Here is a 16945-nt window from a genome sequence, read left to right as displayed (position 1 = left end):
AACAGAGTTACGGCGGCCATAGCGACAGGGAAACACCCGGACCCATCCCGAACCCGGAAGTTAAGCCTGCCAGCGCCGATGGTACTGCAACCGAGAGGCTGTGGGAGAGTAGGACGCCGCCGGACATATCTTCAGTAGAGGCCACCTTCGGGTGGCCTCTACTCTATTTACCAACACTTCCCATCTGAAGAGAGTGAGTCGTCGTGGCAGAGCAACGACGGAGCAAGCCCGGCGCGTCCGGCTCCGGGCGCGCCGGCGGAGCGCGCCGCACGTCCGGCCAGGGTCGACCCGACCGCCGGGGCAAGGGCGGCGACCGCCCGCGGACCAGTCGGCCCAAGCCGACCGAGGCCGAGCGGACCGACGCTCAGAAGGTGTACGACGGCCCGCCCCTCCCAGACGACATCACCGGCAAGGAGCTCTCTCCCGACGTGCGGGCGCAGCTGCGCAGCCTTCCCGAGAAGCTGTCGCAGCGGGTGGCCCGCCACCTGGCGGCGGCCGGCGTCCTCATCGACGACGAGCCGGAGGTCGCCTACCAGCACACGCTCGCCGCCCGCAGCCGTGCGCCGCGTCTCGCTGTCGTGCGGGAAGCGACCGGGGAGGCGGCGTACGCCGCAGGGCACTACGCCGAGGCCCTCGCCGAGCTCCGCGCCGCGAAGCGGATGAACGGCGCGACGGCGTACCTGCCGATCATGGCCGACTGCCACCGTGCACTCGGCAACGCGAAGCGTGCTCTCGAGCTCGCCAAGAGCCCGTCGGTGGCGCGGTTCCCCGCCGAGGCGAAGGCGGAGATGACGATCGTCGAGGCGGGGGCCCGTCGTGACCTCGGTCAGATGGACGCGGCGCTGCGCACGCTCGAGCTCGCTCCGATCAACAGCAAGAGCCGGGAGCCGTGGGTCGTGCGGCTGCGCTACGCCTACGCCGACACGCTCGAGCAGGCGGGCAGGGAGCGGGACGCGCTGAGCTGGTTCCACCGCACGAACGCGATCGACGCCGACGAGATCACCGACGCGGCCGACCGGGCCGCTGCGCTCGAGCGGCGCGTCACGGACTGAGGGCGAGAGTCAGGCGGGATCGTTCTTCCCGTCCCGCTTCTCCTCCTTGTTCCCTTCGCCGTCCTCGTCCTTCTTGTCCCGCTTCTCCTCGGGCTCGCTCTCGGGGCGCTCGGTGGTCGTGTCCTCGGGCTCCTCGACGACGGTGCCGGGCTGGTGGTCGGCGAAGCTGAGCGTGGCGCCTTCCAGCCCGGCGTCCTGGTCGCCCCAGCGGATGCCGTCGCGGTACGAGATCCGCAGGCGGCCGATCTCGACGTCGGCGGGTTCGGAGGCGGTGACGACCAGCACGATCGAGTCGCCGGCCGTGAACTCCTGGTCCTTGGGGTCCTCGAGCTCCGGGCACCAGCCGCTCGGGTCCGTGGTGACGCTCAGCGACCCGCCCCGGCACAGCTGAGGAGTGACCTCGACGTCGCCGTCCGCCTCGACGTCGACCTCGATGTCGGTGATCGTGATGGTCCTGTCGAACCCGTCGCCGACGGCGAACATGCCGACGTAGAGCGGCTGGTCGACCACGCCGGCGCCGTCCGCGCTGCGGTCCGTGGTCGGCAGGTCGTCGGGGGTCCGGAGGAACCAGATCAACCAGCCGACGGCGACCGCCAGGGTCGCCAGGATGACGAGGATCCGCCACAGCTTGGAGCGCTTCTCGGGCTTCTGGCGCCGCGGCACTTCAAGCGAGCTGGAGGACATGCTCGAACCTTAGATGACACCGCCGCGCTCCCGAGGCTCATGTCAGACTCTGCGACATGTTGCGCCACGAGCACCCCCGCCGGCCCACGTTGGAGGGCAACGTCGCGGTCCGCGACGGGCGTCGGCTGAGCTTCGCCGAGTACGGGTCGCACACCGGTCCCGCGATCGTCTGGATGCACGGCACGCCGGGTGCTCGCCGCCAGATCCCGCTGGACGCACGGGCCTACGCCGAGGAGCACGGCCTGCGCATCATCGGCATCGACCGTCCCGGCATCGGCTCGTCGACGCCGTACCTCTACCCGGACCTCCTCGACTGGACAGAGGACCTGGCGCTGCTGCTCGACACCCTGGGCATCGACCACGTCCGGATCATCGGACTGTCCGGCGGCGGACCGTACGCCCTGGCTGCGGGAGCCGGGCTCCCGGAGCGGGTCAGGGGCGTCGGCGCCCTGGGCGGGGTCGCCCCCACCCGGGGTCCGGACGCCGTCGACGGTGGGCCGATCCAGCTCGCCGTTCGTCTTGCACCGCTGCTGTCCGCCGGACGGGTGCCGCTCGGCGTGGTGCTGACCACCGCCATTCGGGCGGTCAAGCCGCTCGCCGGCGCTGGTCTCGACCTCTACGCGATGGTGCAGCCGCCGGGGGACAAGAACCTGCTGTCGCGGCCGGAGTTCAAGGCGATGTTCCTCGACGACCTGCTCAACGGCAGTCGGTTCCAGACCTCGGCGCCGCTGGCAGACCTGGTGCTCTTCACCCGCGAGTGGGGCTTCCACCTCGCCGACGTGAAGGTGCCGGTGCGCTGGTGGCACGGCGACGCCGACCACATCGTCCCGTTCCGGCACGGCCAGCACGTGGTCGACCGACTCCCGGACGCGACCATGTCGATCATCGACGGCGAGAGCCACCTCGGCGGCCTCGGCATCGCCGCGGCGGTGCTGAGCGAGCTGATGTCCCTGCACGCCGTGTGACCGGACGACTCGACGCTCGCCCGCCGAAAAGGTGGTTTCTGAGCGCAACATGAGCCACAATGGGTCCCACAACTACACAGTTGTCACTTCGATGCTCGCGCAGATCGACCTGACTCCGAAGAGACCGCTGGGGAAGGCGTATCTCGCGCCGGAGGAAAGGTAGATCGGGGAGTGCCGTGGTGACCGCAAGCAACAGTGCAACCAGGGGCGTGTTCTACGTCCACTCTGCGCCGTCCGCGTTGTGCCCTCACGTCGAGTGGGCCGTGGGCGGCGTGCTCGGTGCGCCCGTCAACCCGCACTGGACCCCGCAGCCGGCGCAGTCGGGGACCTTCCGGTGCGAGTTCTCGTGGACGGGCAAGCCCGGCTCCGCCGCCGCGATCGCCTCGGCGCTGCGCGGCTGGCTCCACCTCCGCTTCGAGGTGACCGAGGAGCCCACGTCCTCGACCGAGGGTGCCCGCTTCTCCTCCACCCCGGACCTCGGCGTCTTCCACGCCGTCACCGGGATCCACGGCGACATCATGATCCCCGAGGACCGGCTCAAGGCCGCCGTCGTCAAGGCCGCGCTCGGCGAGACGACTCTCGAGAACGAGATCGACAAGCTCCTCGGCAAGCCCTGGGACGACGAGCTGGAGACGTTCCGCCACGCGGGCGAGGGCGCTCCGGTCCGCTGGCTGCACCAGGTCGTGTAGGGCGTCGGCCTACCAGGTCGAGTAGGCGCCGCGGCTGAGGGACGAAGCCGCGATGCGTTGACGTGCCCGCCAACGTTAGGAACGGCCGACGGGGCGGTTGCGGCGTCTCGATATGCCCTCGCGCCAGAGCGCTCGGGCTACTCGACGACCGAGGCGGCGCGGGCTACTCGACGACCGAGGGCGGCTCGGACTGCTCGACGACCGATGTCAGAGCGGGATGTTGCCGTGCTTGCCGCGGCGGACGCCCTGCGTCTGGACGGCGTCGGCGATGGCCTGGGCGATCGCGGAGCGGGTGGCGGACGGCTCGACGACCTCGTCGACGACGCCGATCTCGACGGCCTTGTCGACACCGCCGGCGATGCGCTCGTGCTCGGCGGCGAGCTCCGCCTCGACCCGCGGGCGGATCTCGACCGAGACCTCGGCGAGCTTGCGCCGGTGCAGGATCCGGACCGCGGCGAGGGCGCCCATCACGGCCACCTCGGCGCCAGGCCAGGCGAACACCTTGGTGGCGCCGATCGCGCGTGAGTTCATGGCGATGTAGGCGCCGCCGTAGGTCTTGCGGGTGACTAGCGTGACCCGGGGAACCACGCACTCGCCGAAGGCATGGAGCAGCTTCGCGCCTCGGCGTACGACGCCGTCCCACTCCTGCCCGACTCCGGGGAGGTAGCCGGGCACGTCGACCACCACGACCAGCGGGATTCCGAACGCGTCGCACATGCGGACGAACCGGGATGCCTTCTCGGCCGAGAGCGAGTCGAGACAGCCGCCGAGGCGCAGCGGGTTGTTGGCCACGACGCCGACCGTGCGGCCGCCGAGCCGACCGAGGGCGGTGACGATGTTGGGGGCCCAACGCTCGTGCAGCTCGAGCATGGTGCCCTCGTCGAGCAGGCCGTCGAGCAGCGGGTGCACGTCGTAGGCGCGTTTGGTGTTGTCGGGCAGGTGGTGCGCGAGGTCGCGCTCCTCGACGGTGTCCAGGAGCATGCTGCCCTGGGCGCCGAGCAGGTGCGCGAGGTCGCGGGCCCGCTGGAGAGCATCGGCCTCGGACTCGGTGATGACGTGCACGACACCGGAGCGGCGGCCGTGTGGCTCGGGGCCACCGAGGCGGAGCATGTCGACGTCCTCGCCGGTCACCGACCGGACCACCTCGGGGCCGGTGACGAAGATCCGGCCCTCGGGACCGAGGATCACGACGTCGGTGAGCGCGGGGCCGTACGCGGCGCCGCCGGCAGCGGGGCCGAGGACCACCGAGATCTGCGGGATGACACCGGATGCCTGGGTCATCACCTGGAAGATGCGGCCGACCGCGTGCAGCGAGAGCACGCCCTCGGCGAGCCGGGCGCCACCGGAGTGCCAGAGGCCGATGATCGGCGTGCCCTCGACCAGCGCGCGATGATAGGCGTCGACGACGACCCTGCAGCCCTCGTCGCCCATCGCTCCGCCCATGACGGTCGCGTCGGAGCAGAACGCCACCACGCGGGTGCCGTCGACGGTGCCGAGCGCGGCGAGCATGCCGGACTCGTCGTCGGGGCTGATCAGCTCGAGCGATCCCTCGTCGAGGAGTGCGGTGAGCCGGTGGACCGGGTTGCGCGGGTCCTCGGAGCGGGGGAGCTTCGCGGGCTTGGCGGGAACGTCCGTGCGGTGGTCGAGCGCGGTCATCGAAGCTGGTGTCCTAACCGACTGAGCCGAAGGCCACGGCCACGTTGGCGCCGCCGAAGCCGAAGGAGTTGTTGAGCGCGACGATGTCGCCCAGCGGGAGGTCCCGCGGCTTCGTCGCGATGTCGAGCTCGACGGCAGGGTCGAGGTCGTCGAGGTTGATCGTCGGCGGCGCGAGCCGGTGGTGCAGCGCCAGGATGGTCGCGACCGCCTCGAGGGCTCCGGCGCCGCCGAGCAGGTGCCCGGTCATCGACTTGGTGCCGCTCACGATCACATCGGTCGCGTGCCCGCCGAGGGTGGCGTGCAGCATCAGCGCCTCGGCGACGTCGCCCTGCGGGGTGGACGTTGCGTGGGCGTTGACGTGGGCGACGTCAGCCGGGTCGATGTCGCCGTCAGCGAGCGCCCGCAGGATCGCCCGGCTTCCGCCGCGACCCTCGGGGTCGGGCTGGGCGATGTCGTGGGAGTCGGCGGTAATGCCGGCGCCGAGCACCTCGGCGTAGATCCGGGCGCCGCGGGCCTTGGCGTGCTCCTCGGACTCCAGCACGAGCGCGCCGGCGCCCTCGCCGAGCACGAAGCCGTCACGACCGGTGTCCCAGGGGCGGGACACGGTGGCCGGGTCGCCCGGGTTCTTGGAGAGCGCCATCATGTTGGCGAACGCGGCGATCGGCAGCGGGTGGATGGCTGCCTCGGTGCCGCCGGCCACGACGATGTCGGCCCGGCCGAGCCGGATCTGGTCGGCGGCCAGGGCGATCGCCTCGTTGCCCGACGCGCACGCCGAGACCGGGGTGTTGACCGCGGCTCGCGCGCCGATCTCGAGGCTGATGGTCGCCGCGGGGGCGTTGGCCATCAGCATCGGCACGGAGAGCGGCGAGACCCGGCGCGGGCCCTTCTCGAGCATCGCGTCGTAGTTGCTCAACAGCGTGTGCACGCCGCCGATCCCGGACGCCATCGCGACGCCGATCCGGTCGCCGTCCAGCTCGTCGGCCGCCTGCGCGGCGTCGAGCCCGGAGTCCTTCCAGGCCTCGGTCGCCGCGATCAGGGCGAACTGCGAGGACCGGTCCAGCCGCCGCGCGCGCACGCGTTCCAGCACGTCGCTCGGCTCGACCGCGGCCGTGCCGGCGATGCCGACCGGCAGCTCGGCGGCCAGGCCGGACTCGACCCAGGGCGCGAATCCCGGCGAGTCGGCCAGGCGTCGAACGCCGGAGCGTCCGGCGACCATGCCGTCCCAGGTGTCGGTTGCGTTCCCGCCGACCGGGTTCGTCGTACCGATCCCGGTGACGACGACGCGCGTCCTGTTCGTCTGTCCGGTCATCGCAGCTCGTTGTCCGATCTGGGTGTGGTTCACGCCGCCTGGGCGCGCTCGATGTAGGCGACGGCGTCGCCGACGGTCTTGAGGTTCTTGACCTCGTCGTCCGGGATCGTGACGCCGAACTTCTCCTCGGCCTCGACGACGACCTCGACCATCGAGAGGGAGTCCACGTCGAGGTCGTCCACGAAGGACTTGTCGAGCTGGACGTCGTCGGCGTCGACGCCGGCGACCTCGTTGACGATGTCGGCGAGGGCGGCGCGGATCTCTTCGGTGCTCATCTGCTCTCCTGCTTCATTACGGGGTGGTGGGGGATGGGGATCGGGGGGGCTCACGGGATGGTGACGACCTGGGCCGCGTAGGCCAGGCCGGCACCGAACGCGATCAGCAGGGCGACGTCGCCCGACTTCGCGTCGCCGTCGCGGATCATCCGCTCGAGGGCGAGCGGGACCGAGGCGGCGGAGGTGTTGCCGGCGTCGATGATGTCGCGGGCGATCCGCACGGTGCTCGGGAGCTTCATCGCCCGGGCCATGGCGTCGGTGATGCGGTTGTTCGCCTGGTGGGGCACGAAGCAGTCGAGGTCGTCGACCGTGAGGCCGGCGCGGTCCAGGGCCTGCTGGGCGACCTTGGCCATCGAGAACGCGGCCCAGCGGAAGACCTCGTTGCCCCGCATGACCAGGTGCGGGATCTCGGGAGCCTCGGCGGCGATCGCGTCGCGCCAGTCCTCGCGCTGGCGGATCAGGTCGTACTGCTCGCCGTCGGAGCCCCAGACGACGGGGCCGATCGCCGGGGTGTCGGACGGCCCCACGACCGCGGCGCCCGCGCCGTCGGCGAAGATGAAGGCGGTCCCGCGGTCGGTCGGGCTGGTGATGTCGGAGAGCCGCTCGACACCGATGACGACGACGTGGCGGGCGCTCCCGCCGCGCACCAGGTCGGAGGCGAGGGCGATGCCGTGGCAGAAGCCGGCGCAGGCGGCGGAGATGTCGAACGCCGCGGCCTGGTCGGTGCCGAGCTCGTGGGCGATCGCGGTGGCGGCCGACGGGGTCTGGAGCAGGTGGCTGACGGTCGCGACGACCACGCAGTCGACCTGGCGTGCGTCGACACGGGCGGCCGCGAGCGCGTCGCGGGCGGCGGCCACCGACATCGAGACAACGGTCTCGGAGTCGTCGGCGATGTGCCGGGTCTTGATGCCGGACCGTTGCTGGATCCACTCGTCGCTGGAGTCGATCGCATCGACGATCTCGGAGTTGGGCACGACCCGGGCGGGTCGGTAGGCGCCGATCCCCAGGATCCCGGCGTACGACGCGCCCTGCTCGATCAGCAGCGGTCGGGCTGCGGGACTCACGCCGACGCGCCTTCGGGGTGGAGCCGGAGCAGCGGCTGCCCCGGCGCCACCAGGTCGCCGTCCTCGACCAGCCACTCCACGACCTGACCCCCGTGCGCGGAGGTGACCGCGATCCGATCACGCAGGCTGGCGACGTCACCGATCGTCACGCCCGGGGCCAGGAGGTCTGCGTCGGCGGCCTGCTCGTCGCGGTGGAAGACGCCCTTGACGGGCGAGACGACCATCCGCCAGGTCGGAGCGGTCTCGATCGGCGAGGACTCGCCGTGCTTGTCGCAGAACTCGCGGGCCGCGTCGAGCTGGTCGGGGGAGTCGAGCGCGAACGTCTCGACGTCCATGCCGAGGGTGCGGAAGTAGCGCTTGGCGATGCCGGTCAGCGTACCCGCCGGAGGCATCTCCAGGATCCCGGTGACGCCGAGGTCGGCCATCGACTCCAGGCACAGGTCCCACCGGACCGGGCGGGCGATCTGGCCGACGATCCGGCTCAGGACCTCGGCTCCGTCGTGCACGACGCTGCCGTCGCGATTGGAGATGAACCGGGTGCGGGGATCGTGCACCGAGACGGAGCGGGCCAGCCCGGCGACGTGGTCGACGGCCGGGGCCATGTGCTCGGAGTGGAACGCGCCGGCGACCGGGAGCGGACGGAGCTTGGCCTTGGCCGGCGGGTCGGCGGCGAACGCCTCGAGCTGCTCGAGCGTGCCTGCGGCGACGATCTGGCCGGGCCCGTTGTCGTTGGCGGCGACCAGGCCGTGGCGCTCGAGCGTGGCGAGCACCTCCTCGCGGTCGCCGCCGAGCACCGCAGTCATGCCGGTCGGGGTGACCGCGGCAGCCTCGGCCATGGCCAGGCCGCGCTCGCGGACGAGGACCATCGCCTGCTCGGCGCTGATCACGCGGGCGCCGGTCGCAGCTGCGATCTCACCGACGCTGTGGCCGGCGACGGCGCCGAGCCGGGTGTAGGCGTCGGCGGGGTGCGGGAACAGCTCCAGCGCGGTGACCAGGGTGGAGGCGACCAGCAGCGGCTGGGCGATCCGGGTGTCCTTGATGTCCTCCTCGCCGGCCTCGGTCCCGTAGTGGGCGAGGTCGATGCCGGCGACCTTCGACAACCAGTCGAACCGCGCGGCGAATTGGGGGTCCTCCAGCCACGGACGGAGGAAGCCGGGGGTCTGTGCCCCCTGCCCGGGAGCCACGATGACGAGCACACCCCTAATCTGCCTCGCCGGCGCCCCGGACCGCGCCTCCGGCACTCACGAACTCGCCCGGAGCGCTTTGTGAGATCCCTACAAACGACCGAGGATCAGCGCCAGCTGCAGCGTGAGCGCGTCGCGCGGCCGGGAGGGGGTCAGGCCGGTCAGGTCGGCGATCTGGCCCAGTCGGTAGCGCACCGTGTTGGGGTGCACGAAGAGGGCCCGTGCGGTCGGCTCGATCGCCGCCCCGTGGGCGAAGTACGCCGACAGCGTCTCCACCAGCGTCCCGCGCGCCTGCGCGAGCGGCTCGTAGACCTGCTCGACGGCCTCGATGCTCGCCCACTCGTCCCCGGCCAGGATCCGCTCGGGGAGCAGGTCGTCGCTGAGCACCGGTCTTGGTGCTTCCGGCCAGCCGCCGGCGGCGCGGAGAGCCGCGGCCGCCGCTTGAGCGGAGAGGTAGGCGTGGCCGAGGTCGGCCGCTACCGGGCCCACCACGACCGGTCCGTCGCCGAACAGGTCGACGATCGCGCCGGCCGCCTTCTCCCGGTCGGTGACACCACCGAGGATCACGACCAGCCGGTGGCCCTGTACCGCGCCGAGGGCGTCCATGCCCGCGCCCCGCGCCGCGTCGCGCACGGCGTCCACGACCCCGCCCTCCGTCTGGCCGGCCGGCACCGCGCCGAGCACCACGGCGACATCACCCCGGGCACCCCAGCCGACCGCGCTCGCCCGTGAGAGCACGTCGTCGTCGGTCTCGTCCCGCAGCACGGCGTCGACGACCAGCGCCTCTAACCGGGCGTCCCAGGCGCCGCGCACCTCCGCGGCCCGGGCATAGACCTCGGCCGTCGCGAACGCGGCCTCGCGTGCGTAGCGGAGCACGGCGTCGTGCACGTCGTCGAGGTCCTCGGGGTCCACGATCGTGTCGAGGTTCTGCTCCACGACCTCGATGCTCAGCCGGATCAGGTCGACGGTCTGGTGCAGCGTGATCGTGCCTGCCAGGGACCGCGGGGCGGCGCCGAAGAGCGTCGGCTCGCGCACCTGGCTGAAGGACAACGAGGCGTTGTCGCGCTTGTACCAGTCGATGAAGTCCTTGATGCCGGCCTGGACGATGAGCCCGATCCACGACCGCTCCTCGGCGCTGAGCTCTGCGAACCAGGGGAGGTCGGTCTCCATCCGCTGCGCGGCCGCGGTGCTGAGCCGACCGGACGCGCCGCGGAGCCGGCGCACCGCCTGCGCCCGCGGGTTGGAGGGTCGGGTCACCACGGCGTCAGCCTACGGCGCGGGCGCGTCACCAGGGATTTACACGAGGGGGCGGTCGGCGGGCCCGACCGGCGTGGTTGAATCGCTGGTCCAGCCTGGTCCAGCAGGGAGGACGCCCCGTGCCGAACGCAGCTCCACCGCCGTTCGACGTCGAGTACGTCACCATTCACGGCAAGCGCCGGGCGTTCATCAAGACCGGTTCGGGACCTGCGGTGCTGCTCCTGCACGGCCTCGCCTGCGACCGGACCACGTGGGACCGGGTGATCCCGCTGCTCGCGGAGAAGTACACGGTCATCGCGCCGGACCTGCTCGGCCACGGCCTGTCCGACAAGCCGCGTGCCGACTACACGCTCGGCGGCTACGCCAACGGGATGCGCGACCTGCTGACGGTCCTCGGCATCGACAAGGTGACGGTGGTCGGTCACAGCTTCGGCGGCGGAGTGGCGCTCCAGTTCGCCTACCAGTTCCCCGAGCGGACCCAGCGGCTGATGCTGGTGTCCAGTGGTGGTCTCGGCCGCGAGGTCACTCCGCTGATCAAGCTGATCCAGGCGCCCGGCTGGGAGCAGACGATGTCGGTGCTGACGCTGCCCGGTGTCCGACACCTGGAGGCGCGGGCGCTCCGCACGTTGGCGTCGCACGGCGGACCGCTGCGCCGCTACACCCGCGACCTCGAGGAGGTCGCCTGCATCGTCGAGTCGTGGGCAGACCGCCGTACCCGGTTCGCGATCCGCCACCTGGTGCGCGCGGTCATCGACTGGCGCGGCCAGATCGTCACGATGGCCGACCGTGCCTACCTCACCGAGACGATGCCGATGGCCGTCGTGTGGGGTCGGGACGACCGCGTCCTCCCGGTCCGGCACGCGAGCAACGCGGCGGCACTCGCTCCGGGTGCGACGGTGACCGTGCTCGAGGACAGCGGCCACTTCCCGCACCGCGACCACCCCGAGGAGCTCGCCCGGCTGCTCGACGAGTTCGTCAGCACCACGGCGCCCTCGGTCTACAGCCGATCGCGGTTCCGACGGCTCCTGCGCAACGGCTCGACGGCGAAGGCCCCGCTGGTCAGCGTCGAGACCGCCTGAAGCCTCAGGCGTCGCCGCCCTCCTGCAGCACGCCGGCCACTGCCGTCGGGTCGTCGATGCGGTACTGCGTGAACGCCTTCTCCACCAGGGTCGGGTCGATCTCGCCGGCGTCCGCGAGCGCCTGCAGCGCCTGGACGACCACCGACTGCGCGTCGATGCGGAAGAACCGGCGCGCAGCGGGGCGGGTGTCGGCGAAGCCGAACCCGTCGGCGCCCAGCACCCGGTAGTCCTCCGGCACCCAGCGCGCGATCTGCAGCGGCACGGCACGCATGTAGTCCGACACCGCCACCACCGGGCCCTCGGAGCCGGTCAGCCGTTCGGTGACGTACGGCGTGCGCGGGGTCTCCGTCGGGTGGAGAAGGCTCCACTCCTCGGCCGCCACGGCGTCGCGCGCGAGCTCGTTCCACGAGGTGACCGACCACAGGTCCGCCACGACGCCCCAGTCGTCGCGCAGCAGCCGGGCGGCGTCCTGGATCCAGGGCAGGCCCACGCCCGAGGCCAGCAGCCGCACCCGCGGACCGTCGCCCTCACCGGTGGCGACCTGGTGCATGCCGCGCAGGATCCCGTCGACGTCCACGCCCTCGGGCTCGGCCGGCTGGTCGACCGGCTCGTTGTAGACGGTCAGGTAGAAGATCACGTTCTCGCCCTGGCCCTCGGGCCCGCCGTCGCCGTACATCCGCTCCAGGCCGCTGCGCATGATGTGCCCGACCTCGTAGGCGAACGCCGGGTCGTAGTGCACGACCGCGGGATTGGTCGCCGCGAGCAGCGGCGAGTGTCCGTCGGCGTGCTGGAGGCCCTCGCCGGTCAGCGTGGTCCGTCCGGCGGTCGCACCGATCAGGAAGCCGCGCGCCAGCTGGTCGGCCATCGCCCAGATCGAGTCCCCGGTCCGCTGGAAGCCGAACATCGAGTAGAAGATGTAGAACGGGATCATGTGCTCGCCGTGGGTCGTGTACGCCGACCCGGCGGCAGTCGCCGACGCCAGCGCGCCGGCCTCGGAGATGCCCTCGTGCAGCATCTGGCCCTGCGGCGACATCTTGTAGGTGAGCAGCTGCTTGCGGTCGACGGACTCGTAGGTCTGCCCGGCCGGGTCGTAGACCTTCGCCGAGGGGAACATCGAGTCCATGCCGAACGTGCGGTACTCGTCGGGTGCGATCGGCACCAACCGGTCGCCGATGCCCGGGTCCTTCATCCAGTCCTTGAGGAGCCGGACCACGGCCATGGTGGTGGCGACCTTGTGCTTGCCGCCCCCCTGCTTGAGCTCTTGGTAGACCGCGTCGCCCGGGAGCGTCAGCCGGTTCGCGCGGACGACGCGGCGGGGGAGCGAGCCACCGAGCGAGCGCCGGCGCTCGAGCATGTACTCGATCTCCGGGGACTCCATGCCGGGGTGGAAGAACGGCGCCGCGCCGGTCTCCTCGTACGTCGTCTCGAGGTCGCGGTCGGAGATCGGCAGGTACAGCCGGTCGCGGAACTTCTTGAGGTCCGCCATCGTCAGCTTCTTCATCTGGTGCGTGGCGTTCTTGCCCTCGAGGGCGTCGATCGTCCAGCCCTTGATGGTGTGCGCCAGGATCACGGTCGGCTGCCCGGTGTGCTTGGCCGCCGCGTCGAACGCCGCGTAGACCTTGCGGTAGTCGTGGCCGCCGCGCGGCAGCTTCTCGATCTGCCGGTCGGTCATGTGCTCGACCATCTTGCGCAGCCGCGGGTCGGGCCCGAAGAAGTGCTCGCGGTTGTAGGCGCCGTCCTCGACCGAGAAGGTCTGGAACTGGCCGTCGGGCGTCTTGTTCATCTGGTTGACGAGCACGCCGTCGACGTCGCGGGCGAGCAGCTCGTCCCACTCGCGACCCCAGATCACCTTGATGACGTTCCAGCCGGCGCCCCGGAAGTTGGCCTCGAGCTCCTGGATGATCTTGCCGTTGCCGGTCACCGGGCCGTCGAGCTGCTGCAGGTTGCAGTTGATCACCCAGACCAGGTTGTCGAGCTCCTCCCGCGCAGCGATGCGCACCGCTCCGAGCGACTCGGGCTCGGCCATCTCGCCGTCGCCGAGGAACGCCCAGACCGTCTGCTCGTCGGTGGCCTTGATGCCGCGGTTGTGCAGGTAGCGGTTGAACCGCGCCTGGTAGATCGAGTTGATCGCCGTCAGGCCCATCGAGACCGTCGGGAACTCCCAGAAGTCCGGCATCAGCCGGGGGTGGGGGTACGACGGCAGGCCCGCTCCTGGTCCGTGCTGGACCTCCTGCCGGAACCGCGAGAGCTGCTGCTCGGTGAGGCGCCCCTCGAGGAACGCGCGGGCGTAGATGCCGGGGGAGCCGTGGCCCTGGATGAAGATCTGGTCGCCACCACCCGGGTGGTCCTTGCCGCGGAAGAAGTGGTTGAAGCCGACCTCGTAGAGGCTGGCCGAGGACTGGTAGGTCGCGATGTGACCGCCGACCTCGAGACCCTTCCGGTTGGCGCTCGAGACCATCACGGCGGCGTTCCAACGGATGAAGGCGCGGATCCGGCGCTCCACGTCCTCGTCCCCGGGGAACCACGGCTCGCGCTCCGGCGGGATGGTGTTGATGTAGTCGGTGCTGCGCAGCGCCGGCACGCCGACCTGCTTCTGCCGGGCGCGCTCCAGCAGGCGGAGCATGACGTAGCGGGCGCGCTCCCGTCCGCGCTCGTCGAGCAGGGCGTCGAACGAGTCGATCCAGTCCTGCGTCTCGTCGGGGTCGATGTCCGGGAGCTGGGTCGGCAACCCCTCGTGGATCACTGCCGGAGCAGGCTGGGTGGGGGTGCTGGAGCTGGAGTCTGCGTCGCCGGTCACCCAGCCATCGTGACACCTATCAGGCTGCCGGAAAATCTACCCGGCGGTAGCCGAGGGCCTTCGGCACGTGGACGGTGCTTGCATGGTCGCCCCAACTCCGCTGGACTACTCCCCACACCGGGGGACCGACCCCGGTCCAACGCACAGGACTGGAGGAACCCGTGAGCGCGACCGCGGACGGCGGGACCGATTCGAGCGGACCTGCCAACCGGCTCGGATTCAAGAAGGGCATGGTCGTCCAAGAGCTCGGGTGGGACCAGGACTCCGACGACCAGCTGCGCATCGCCATCGAGGACGTCATCGACGCCGACATGGTCGACGGCGACTACGGCAACGTGGTCGAGGCGGTGGTGCTGTGGTGGCGCAGCGACGACGGCGACCTCGTCGACGGGCTGTTCGACTCCATCACCGACCTGGTCGGTGGCGGTGTGATCTGGCTGCTGACCCCGAAGGTCGGTCGGCCGAACGCGATCGACCCTGCCGACATCGCCGAGGCGGCTCCGATCGCCGGCCTGGCCCTCACCACGACCGCCGCCGTGAGCGCCGACTGGGTGGCCACCAAGCTGGTCGCCCCCAAGACGGTCGGATGACCCGGCGTACCAACGGGTAGTTTCCCGTCCATGGGATCGACGTCCACCCGCGCGCGGGACGCAGCTGTCAGCCTGAAGACCCTCACCGCGTCCGGCATCATCCGGCCCTACGGGCCGCGCAAGCTGGCCGGCATCGCGAACTCGCTCCGGAAGTGGGGCACCAACCCGGCAGGCGGGTTCCGCGCGCTCGCCGTACGCGACCCCAACGGGATCGCGATCATCGACGAGCGCGGTGAGCTCACGTTCGAGGAGCTCCACCAGCGCTCCAACGCGCTCGCCCACGCCCTCCGGGACCGCGGCGTCAAGGAGGGCGACGGCGTCGCGGTCATGTGCCGCAACCACCGTGGGTTCATCGAGACCTCGATCGCGATCACCAAGCTCGGGGCGGACGTGCTCTACCTCAACACCGCGTTCGCCGGTCCGCAGCTCAAGGAGGTCGTCGAGCGCGAGGACCCGCGCGTCGTGGTCTACGACGAGGAGTTCAGCGACCTGCTCGACGGCGTCGACATCGACGACCGGGTGATCGGCTGGACTGACGCTGCCCCGGGTTCGCCTGAGCCTGGCCCCGACACGATCGAGGGGCTGATCCGGTCGGCGAGCTCGACAGCCGACCTGGACCCGCCGGAGCACGGCTCCCGCACCATCATCCTCACCTCCGGGACGACCGGTACGCCGAAGGGGGCGCCGCGTCCCCAGGGCGGGATCCCGGCGGCCGTCTCGCTGCTCTCGCGGATGCCGCTGAAAGCGGGCTGGACCTGTCACATCGCGGCGCCGCTCTTCCACACGTGGGGCTTCGCGCACTACCAGCTGGCGATGTTGCTGGGCACCACGATGGTGCTCACCCGCAAGTTCGAGCCCGAGAACGCACTGAAGCTGATGGCGGAGCACGAGTGCGACTCGGTCGTGGTCATCCCGGTCATGCTCCAGCGGATCCTGGCGCTGCCGGAGGAGAAGCTCGACGAGTACCGGCTGCCGCACCTCAAGGCCGTCGCGTCCTCGGGCTCAGCGCTGCCCGGGGACCTGCCGACGCAGTGGATGGACCGGTTCGGCGACAACCTGTACTCGATCTACGGGTCCACCGAGGTCGCCTGGGCGAGCATCGCCACGCCGCAGGACCTCCGTGAGGCGCCCGGGTCGGCCGGCGGCATCCCGCACGCGACGATCGTCAAGATCCTCGACCCGGACGGCAAGGAGCTGCCGGTCGGTGAGTCGGGCCGGATCTTCGTCGCCAACGACCTGCAGTTCGAGGGCTACACCGGTGGCGGCCACAAGGAGATCGTCGACGGGCTGATGTCGACCGGCGACGTGGGCCGCTTCGACGAGCACGGCCGGCTCTACGTCGAGGGCCGTGATGACGAGATGATCGTCTCCGGCGGGGAGAACGTCTTCCCGCGGGAGGTCGAGGACTGCATCCAGAACCTCGACGGGGTGGCCGAGGTCGCCGCGATCGGCGTCGACGACGACGACTACGGCAAGCGGCTGCGCGCGTTCGTGGTCTGCACCGACGGCGCCAGCCTGTCCGAGGACGACGTCAAGGGGCACGTGAAGAAGAACCTCGCCCGCTACAAGGTGCCGCGCGACGTGATCTTCCTCGACGAGCTGCCCCGCAACGCCACTGGCAAGGTCCTCAAGCGCGAGCTGGTCGACAGGGACGACTCGTGACCGACGCCGGTCTGTCACCCGGCGGAGCGGCGCCTGACTTCACCCTCCGGGACCAGTTCGGCCAGGACACCAGCCTCTCGTCGTACCGTGGGAAGAAGGCGGTGCTCCTCCTCTTCTACCCGTTCGCCTTCAGTGGCGTCTGCACCGGCGAGATGAGCGAGATCCGCACCCGGCTCGACGAGTTCCTCACCTTCGACACCGAGGTGCTGGCGATCTCCTGCGACCCCGTGTTCGCGCTGCGCGCCTGGGCCGACACCGACGGGATCAACTTCCCCCTGCTCAGCGACTTCTGGCCGCACGGCGAGGTGGCCCGCGCCTACGAGGTCTTCGACGAGAAGAAGGGCAGCCCGACGCGCTCGTCGTACGTCGTCGACCGGGACGGCAACCTCGCGTGGGCCGTCCACCACGCCTACGCCCTCGCCCGCGACCTCGACGAGCACCTCAAGCAGCTGCGCGCCGCGGCCGGCTGATGGCACCCGCGGATCAGGCGATTAGTCCTTTCGGATCATTTTTCGGGCAAGTCCTTGGCTCGCCGCGGACCGCTGGCTAAAGTTCACCTCGTTGAACCGCTGGTGACCCGAGACGCCAGCGGTTCGACTCATTTTTGGCCGAGCGTGTCTTTGCTCGGGAAGGAGACGGTGCCCTCGGACGGTGGCGCGGTTCGGCGGTCCGCGGGGCGCCC

The 16945-nt window shown here is 71.0% G+C and carries 15 protein-coding genes and 1 rRNA gene; 8 read left to right on the top strand and 8 right to left on the bottom strand.

The genetic code is table 11. The annotated features are described in order from the left end of the window. Nucleotides 1–8 precede the first annotated feature (8 nt). A 5S ribosomal RNA gene (gene rrf, locus DJ010_RS20830) occupies nt 9–125 on the top strand. A 78-nt stretch (nt 126–203) separates the two neighbouring features. After that, entirely contained in the window at nt 204–1052 is an 849-nt protein-coding gene (locus DJ010_RS20825) for a hypothetical protein (RefSeq protein WP_109697373.1), read from the top strand. Between the two features lie 9 nt (nt 1053–1061). On the opposite strand, the gene DJ010_RS20820 is transcribed toward DJ010_RS20825, so the two are convergent. Continuing rightward, complete coding sequence (locus DJ010_RS20820; protein ID WP_146207422.1) at nt 1062–1736, bottom strand: flagellar basal body-associated FliL family protein; 675 nt, start codon at nt 1734–1736, stop codon at nt 1062–1064. A gap of 56 nt (nt 1737–1792) precedes the next feature. On the opposite strand from DJ010_RS20820, the gene DJ010_RS20815 reads away from it, so the two are divergent. Together DJ010_RS20815 and DJ010_RS20810 are read left to right on the top strand one after the other, a co-directional pair. Beyond that, nucleotides 1793–2701, top strand: a complete 909-nt coding sequence (locus DJ010_RS20815) for an alpha/beta fold hydrolase (RefSeq protein WP_109697371.1) — start codon at nt 1793–1795, stop codon at nt 2699–2701. A 179-nt stretch (nt 2702–2880) separates the two neighbouring features. Further along, a complete protein-coding gene (locus DJ010_RS20810; protein WP_170124674.1) occupies nt 2881–3390 on the top strand; it encodes a DUF3145 domain-containing protein in 510 nt (169 codons plus the stop codon). A gap of 207 nt (nt 3391–3597) precedes the next feature. Here DJ010_RS20810 and DJ010_RS20805 read toward each other — a convergent pair whose 3' ends face one another. The 6 genes from DJ010_RS20805 to DJ010_RS20780 form a co-directional block, all read right to left on the bottom strand. Then, nucleotides 3598–5046 carry an acyl-CoA carboxylase subunit beta gene (locus DJ010_RS20805; RefSeq protein ID WP_109697369.1) on the bottom strand — a complete coding sequence of 483 codons (1449 nt, stop codon included), beginning with the start codon at nt 5044–5046 and terminating at the stop codon, nt 3598–3600. 13 nt (nt 5047–5059) lie between these two features. Then, nucleotides 5060–6355, bottom strand: coding sequence for a beta-ketoacyl-[acyl-carrier-protein] synthase family protein (locus tag DJ010_RS20800; protein WP_109697368.1), 1296 nt, complete (start codon nt 6353–6355; stop codon nt 5060–5062). Nucleotides 6356–6384: 29 nt separating this feature from the next. Continuing rightward, nucleotides 6385–6630 (bottom strand): acyl carrier protein, encoded by a 246-nt coding sequence (locus DJ010_RS20795; RefSeq protein ID WP_109697367.1) that lies wholly within the window; start codon nt 6628–6630, stop codon nt 6385–6387. Between the two features lie 50 nt (nt 6631–6680). Next, the gene (locus DJ010_RS20790) at nt 6681–7694 is read right to left on the bottom strand and encodes a beta-ketoacyl-ACP synthase III (RefSeq protein WP_211318905.1); all 1014 of its coding nucleotides are present in this window, start codon (nt 7692–7694) and stop codon (nt 6681–6683) included. Further along, nucleotides 7691–8890, bottom strand: a complete 1200-nt coding sequence (locus DJ010_RS20785; RefSeq protein ID WP_109697366.1) for an acyltransferase domain-containing protein — start codon at nt 8888–8890, stop codon at nt 7691–7693. The genes DJ010_RS20790 and DJ010_RS20785 overlap by 4 nt, the downstream gene beginning before the upstream one ends. Nucleotides 8891–8968: 78 nt before the next feature. Further along, a complete protein-coding gene (locus DJ010_RS20780) occupies nt 8969–10138 on the bottom strand; it encodes a PucR family transcriptional regulator (protein WP_281271155.1) in 1170 nt (389 codons plus the stop codon). Between the two features lie 116 nt (nt 10139–10254). On the opposite strand from DJ010_RS20780, the gene DJ010_RS20775 reads away from it, so the two are divergent. Next, entirely contained in the window at nt 10255–11214 is a 960-nt protein-coding gene (locus tag DJ010_RS20775) for an alpha/beta fold hydrolase (RefSeq protein WP_245927761.1), read from the top strand. Between the two features lie 4 nt (nt 11215–11218). Here DJ010_RS20775 and aceE read toward each other — a convergent pair whose 3' ends face one another. Continuing rightward, the gene (gene aceE, locus DJ010_RS20770; RefSeq protein WP_109697365.1) at nt 11219–14011 is read right to left on the bottom strand and encodes a pyruvate dehydrogenase (acetyl-transferring), homodimeric type; all 2793 of its coding nucleotides are present in this window, start codon (nt 14009–14011) and stop codon (nt 11219–11221) included. A 161-nt stretch (nt 14012–14172) separates the two neighbouring features. On the opposite strand from aceE, the gene DJ010_RS20765 reads away from it, so the two are divergent. The 3 genes from DJ010_RS20765 to DJ010_RS20755 are packed head-to-tail and all read left to right on the top strand — an operon-like array spanning nt 14173 to nt 16733. Continuing rightward, the gene (locus DJ010_RS20765; protein WP_109697364.1) at nt 14173–14601 is read left to right on the top strand and encodes a DUF3052 domain-containing protein; all 429 of its coding nucleotides are present in this window, start codon (nt 14173–14175) and stop codon (nt 14599–14601) included. Nucleotides 14602–14631: 30 nt separating this feature from the next. Next, on the top strand, nt 14632–16263 hold the full coding sequence (locus tag DJ010_RS20760; protein ID WP_109697363.1) for an AMP-binding protein: 1632 nt from the start codon (nt 14632–14634) through the stop codon (nt 16261–16263). Then, on the top strand, nt 16260–16733 hold the full coding sequence (locus tag DJ010_RS20755; protein WP_109697362.1) for a peroxiredoxin: 474 nt from the start codon (nt 16260–16262) through the stop codon (nt 16731–16733). Before DJ010_RS20760 ends, DJ010_RS20755 begins: the two co-directional genes overlap by 4 nt. Nucleotides 16734–16945: the final 212 nt, after the last annotated feature.

The organism is Nocardioides silvaticus, assembly GCF_003160695.1.
GTDB classification, from domain to species: Bacteria; Actinomycetota; Actinomycetes; order Propionibacteriales; family Nocardioidaceae; genus Nocardioides; species Nocardioides silvaticus.
This window is presented reverse-complemented; position numbering and strand designations above follow the sequence as displayed.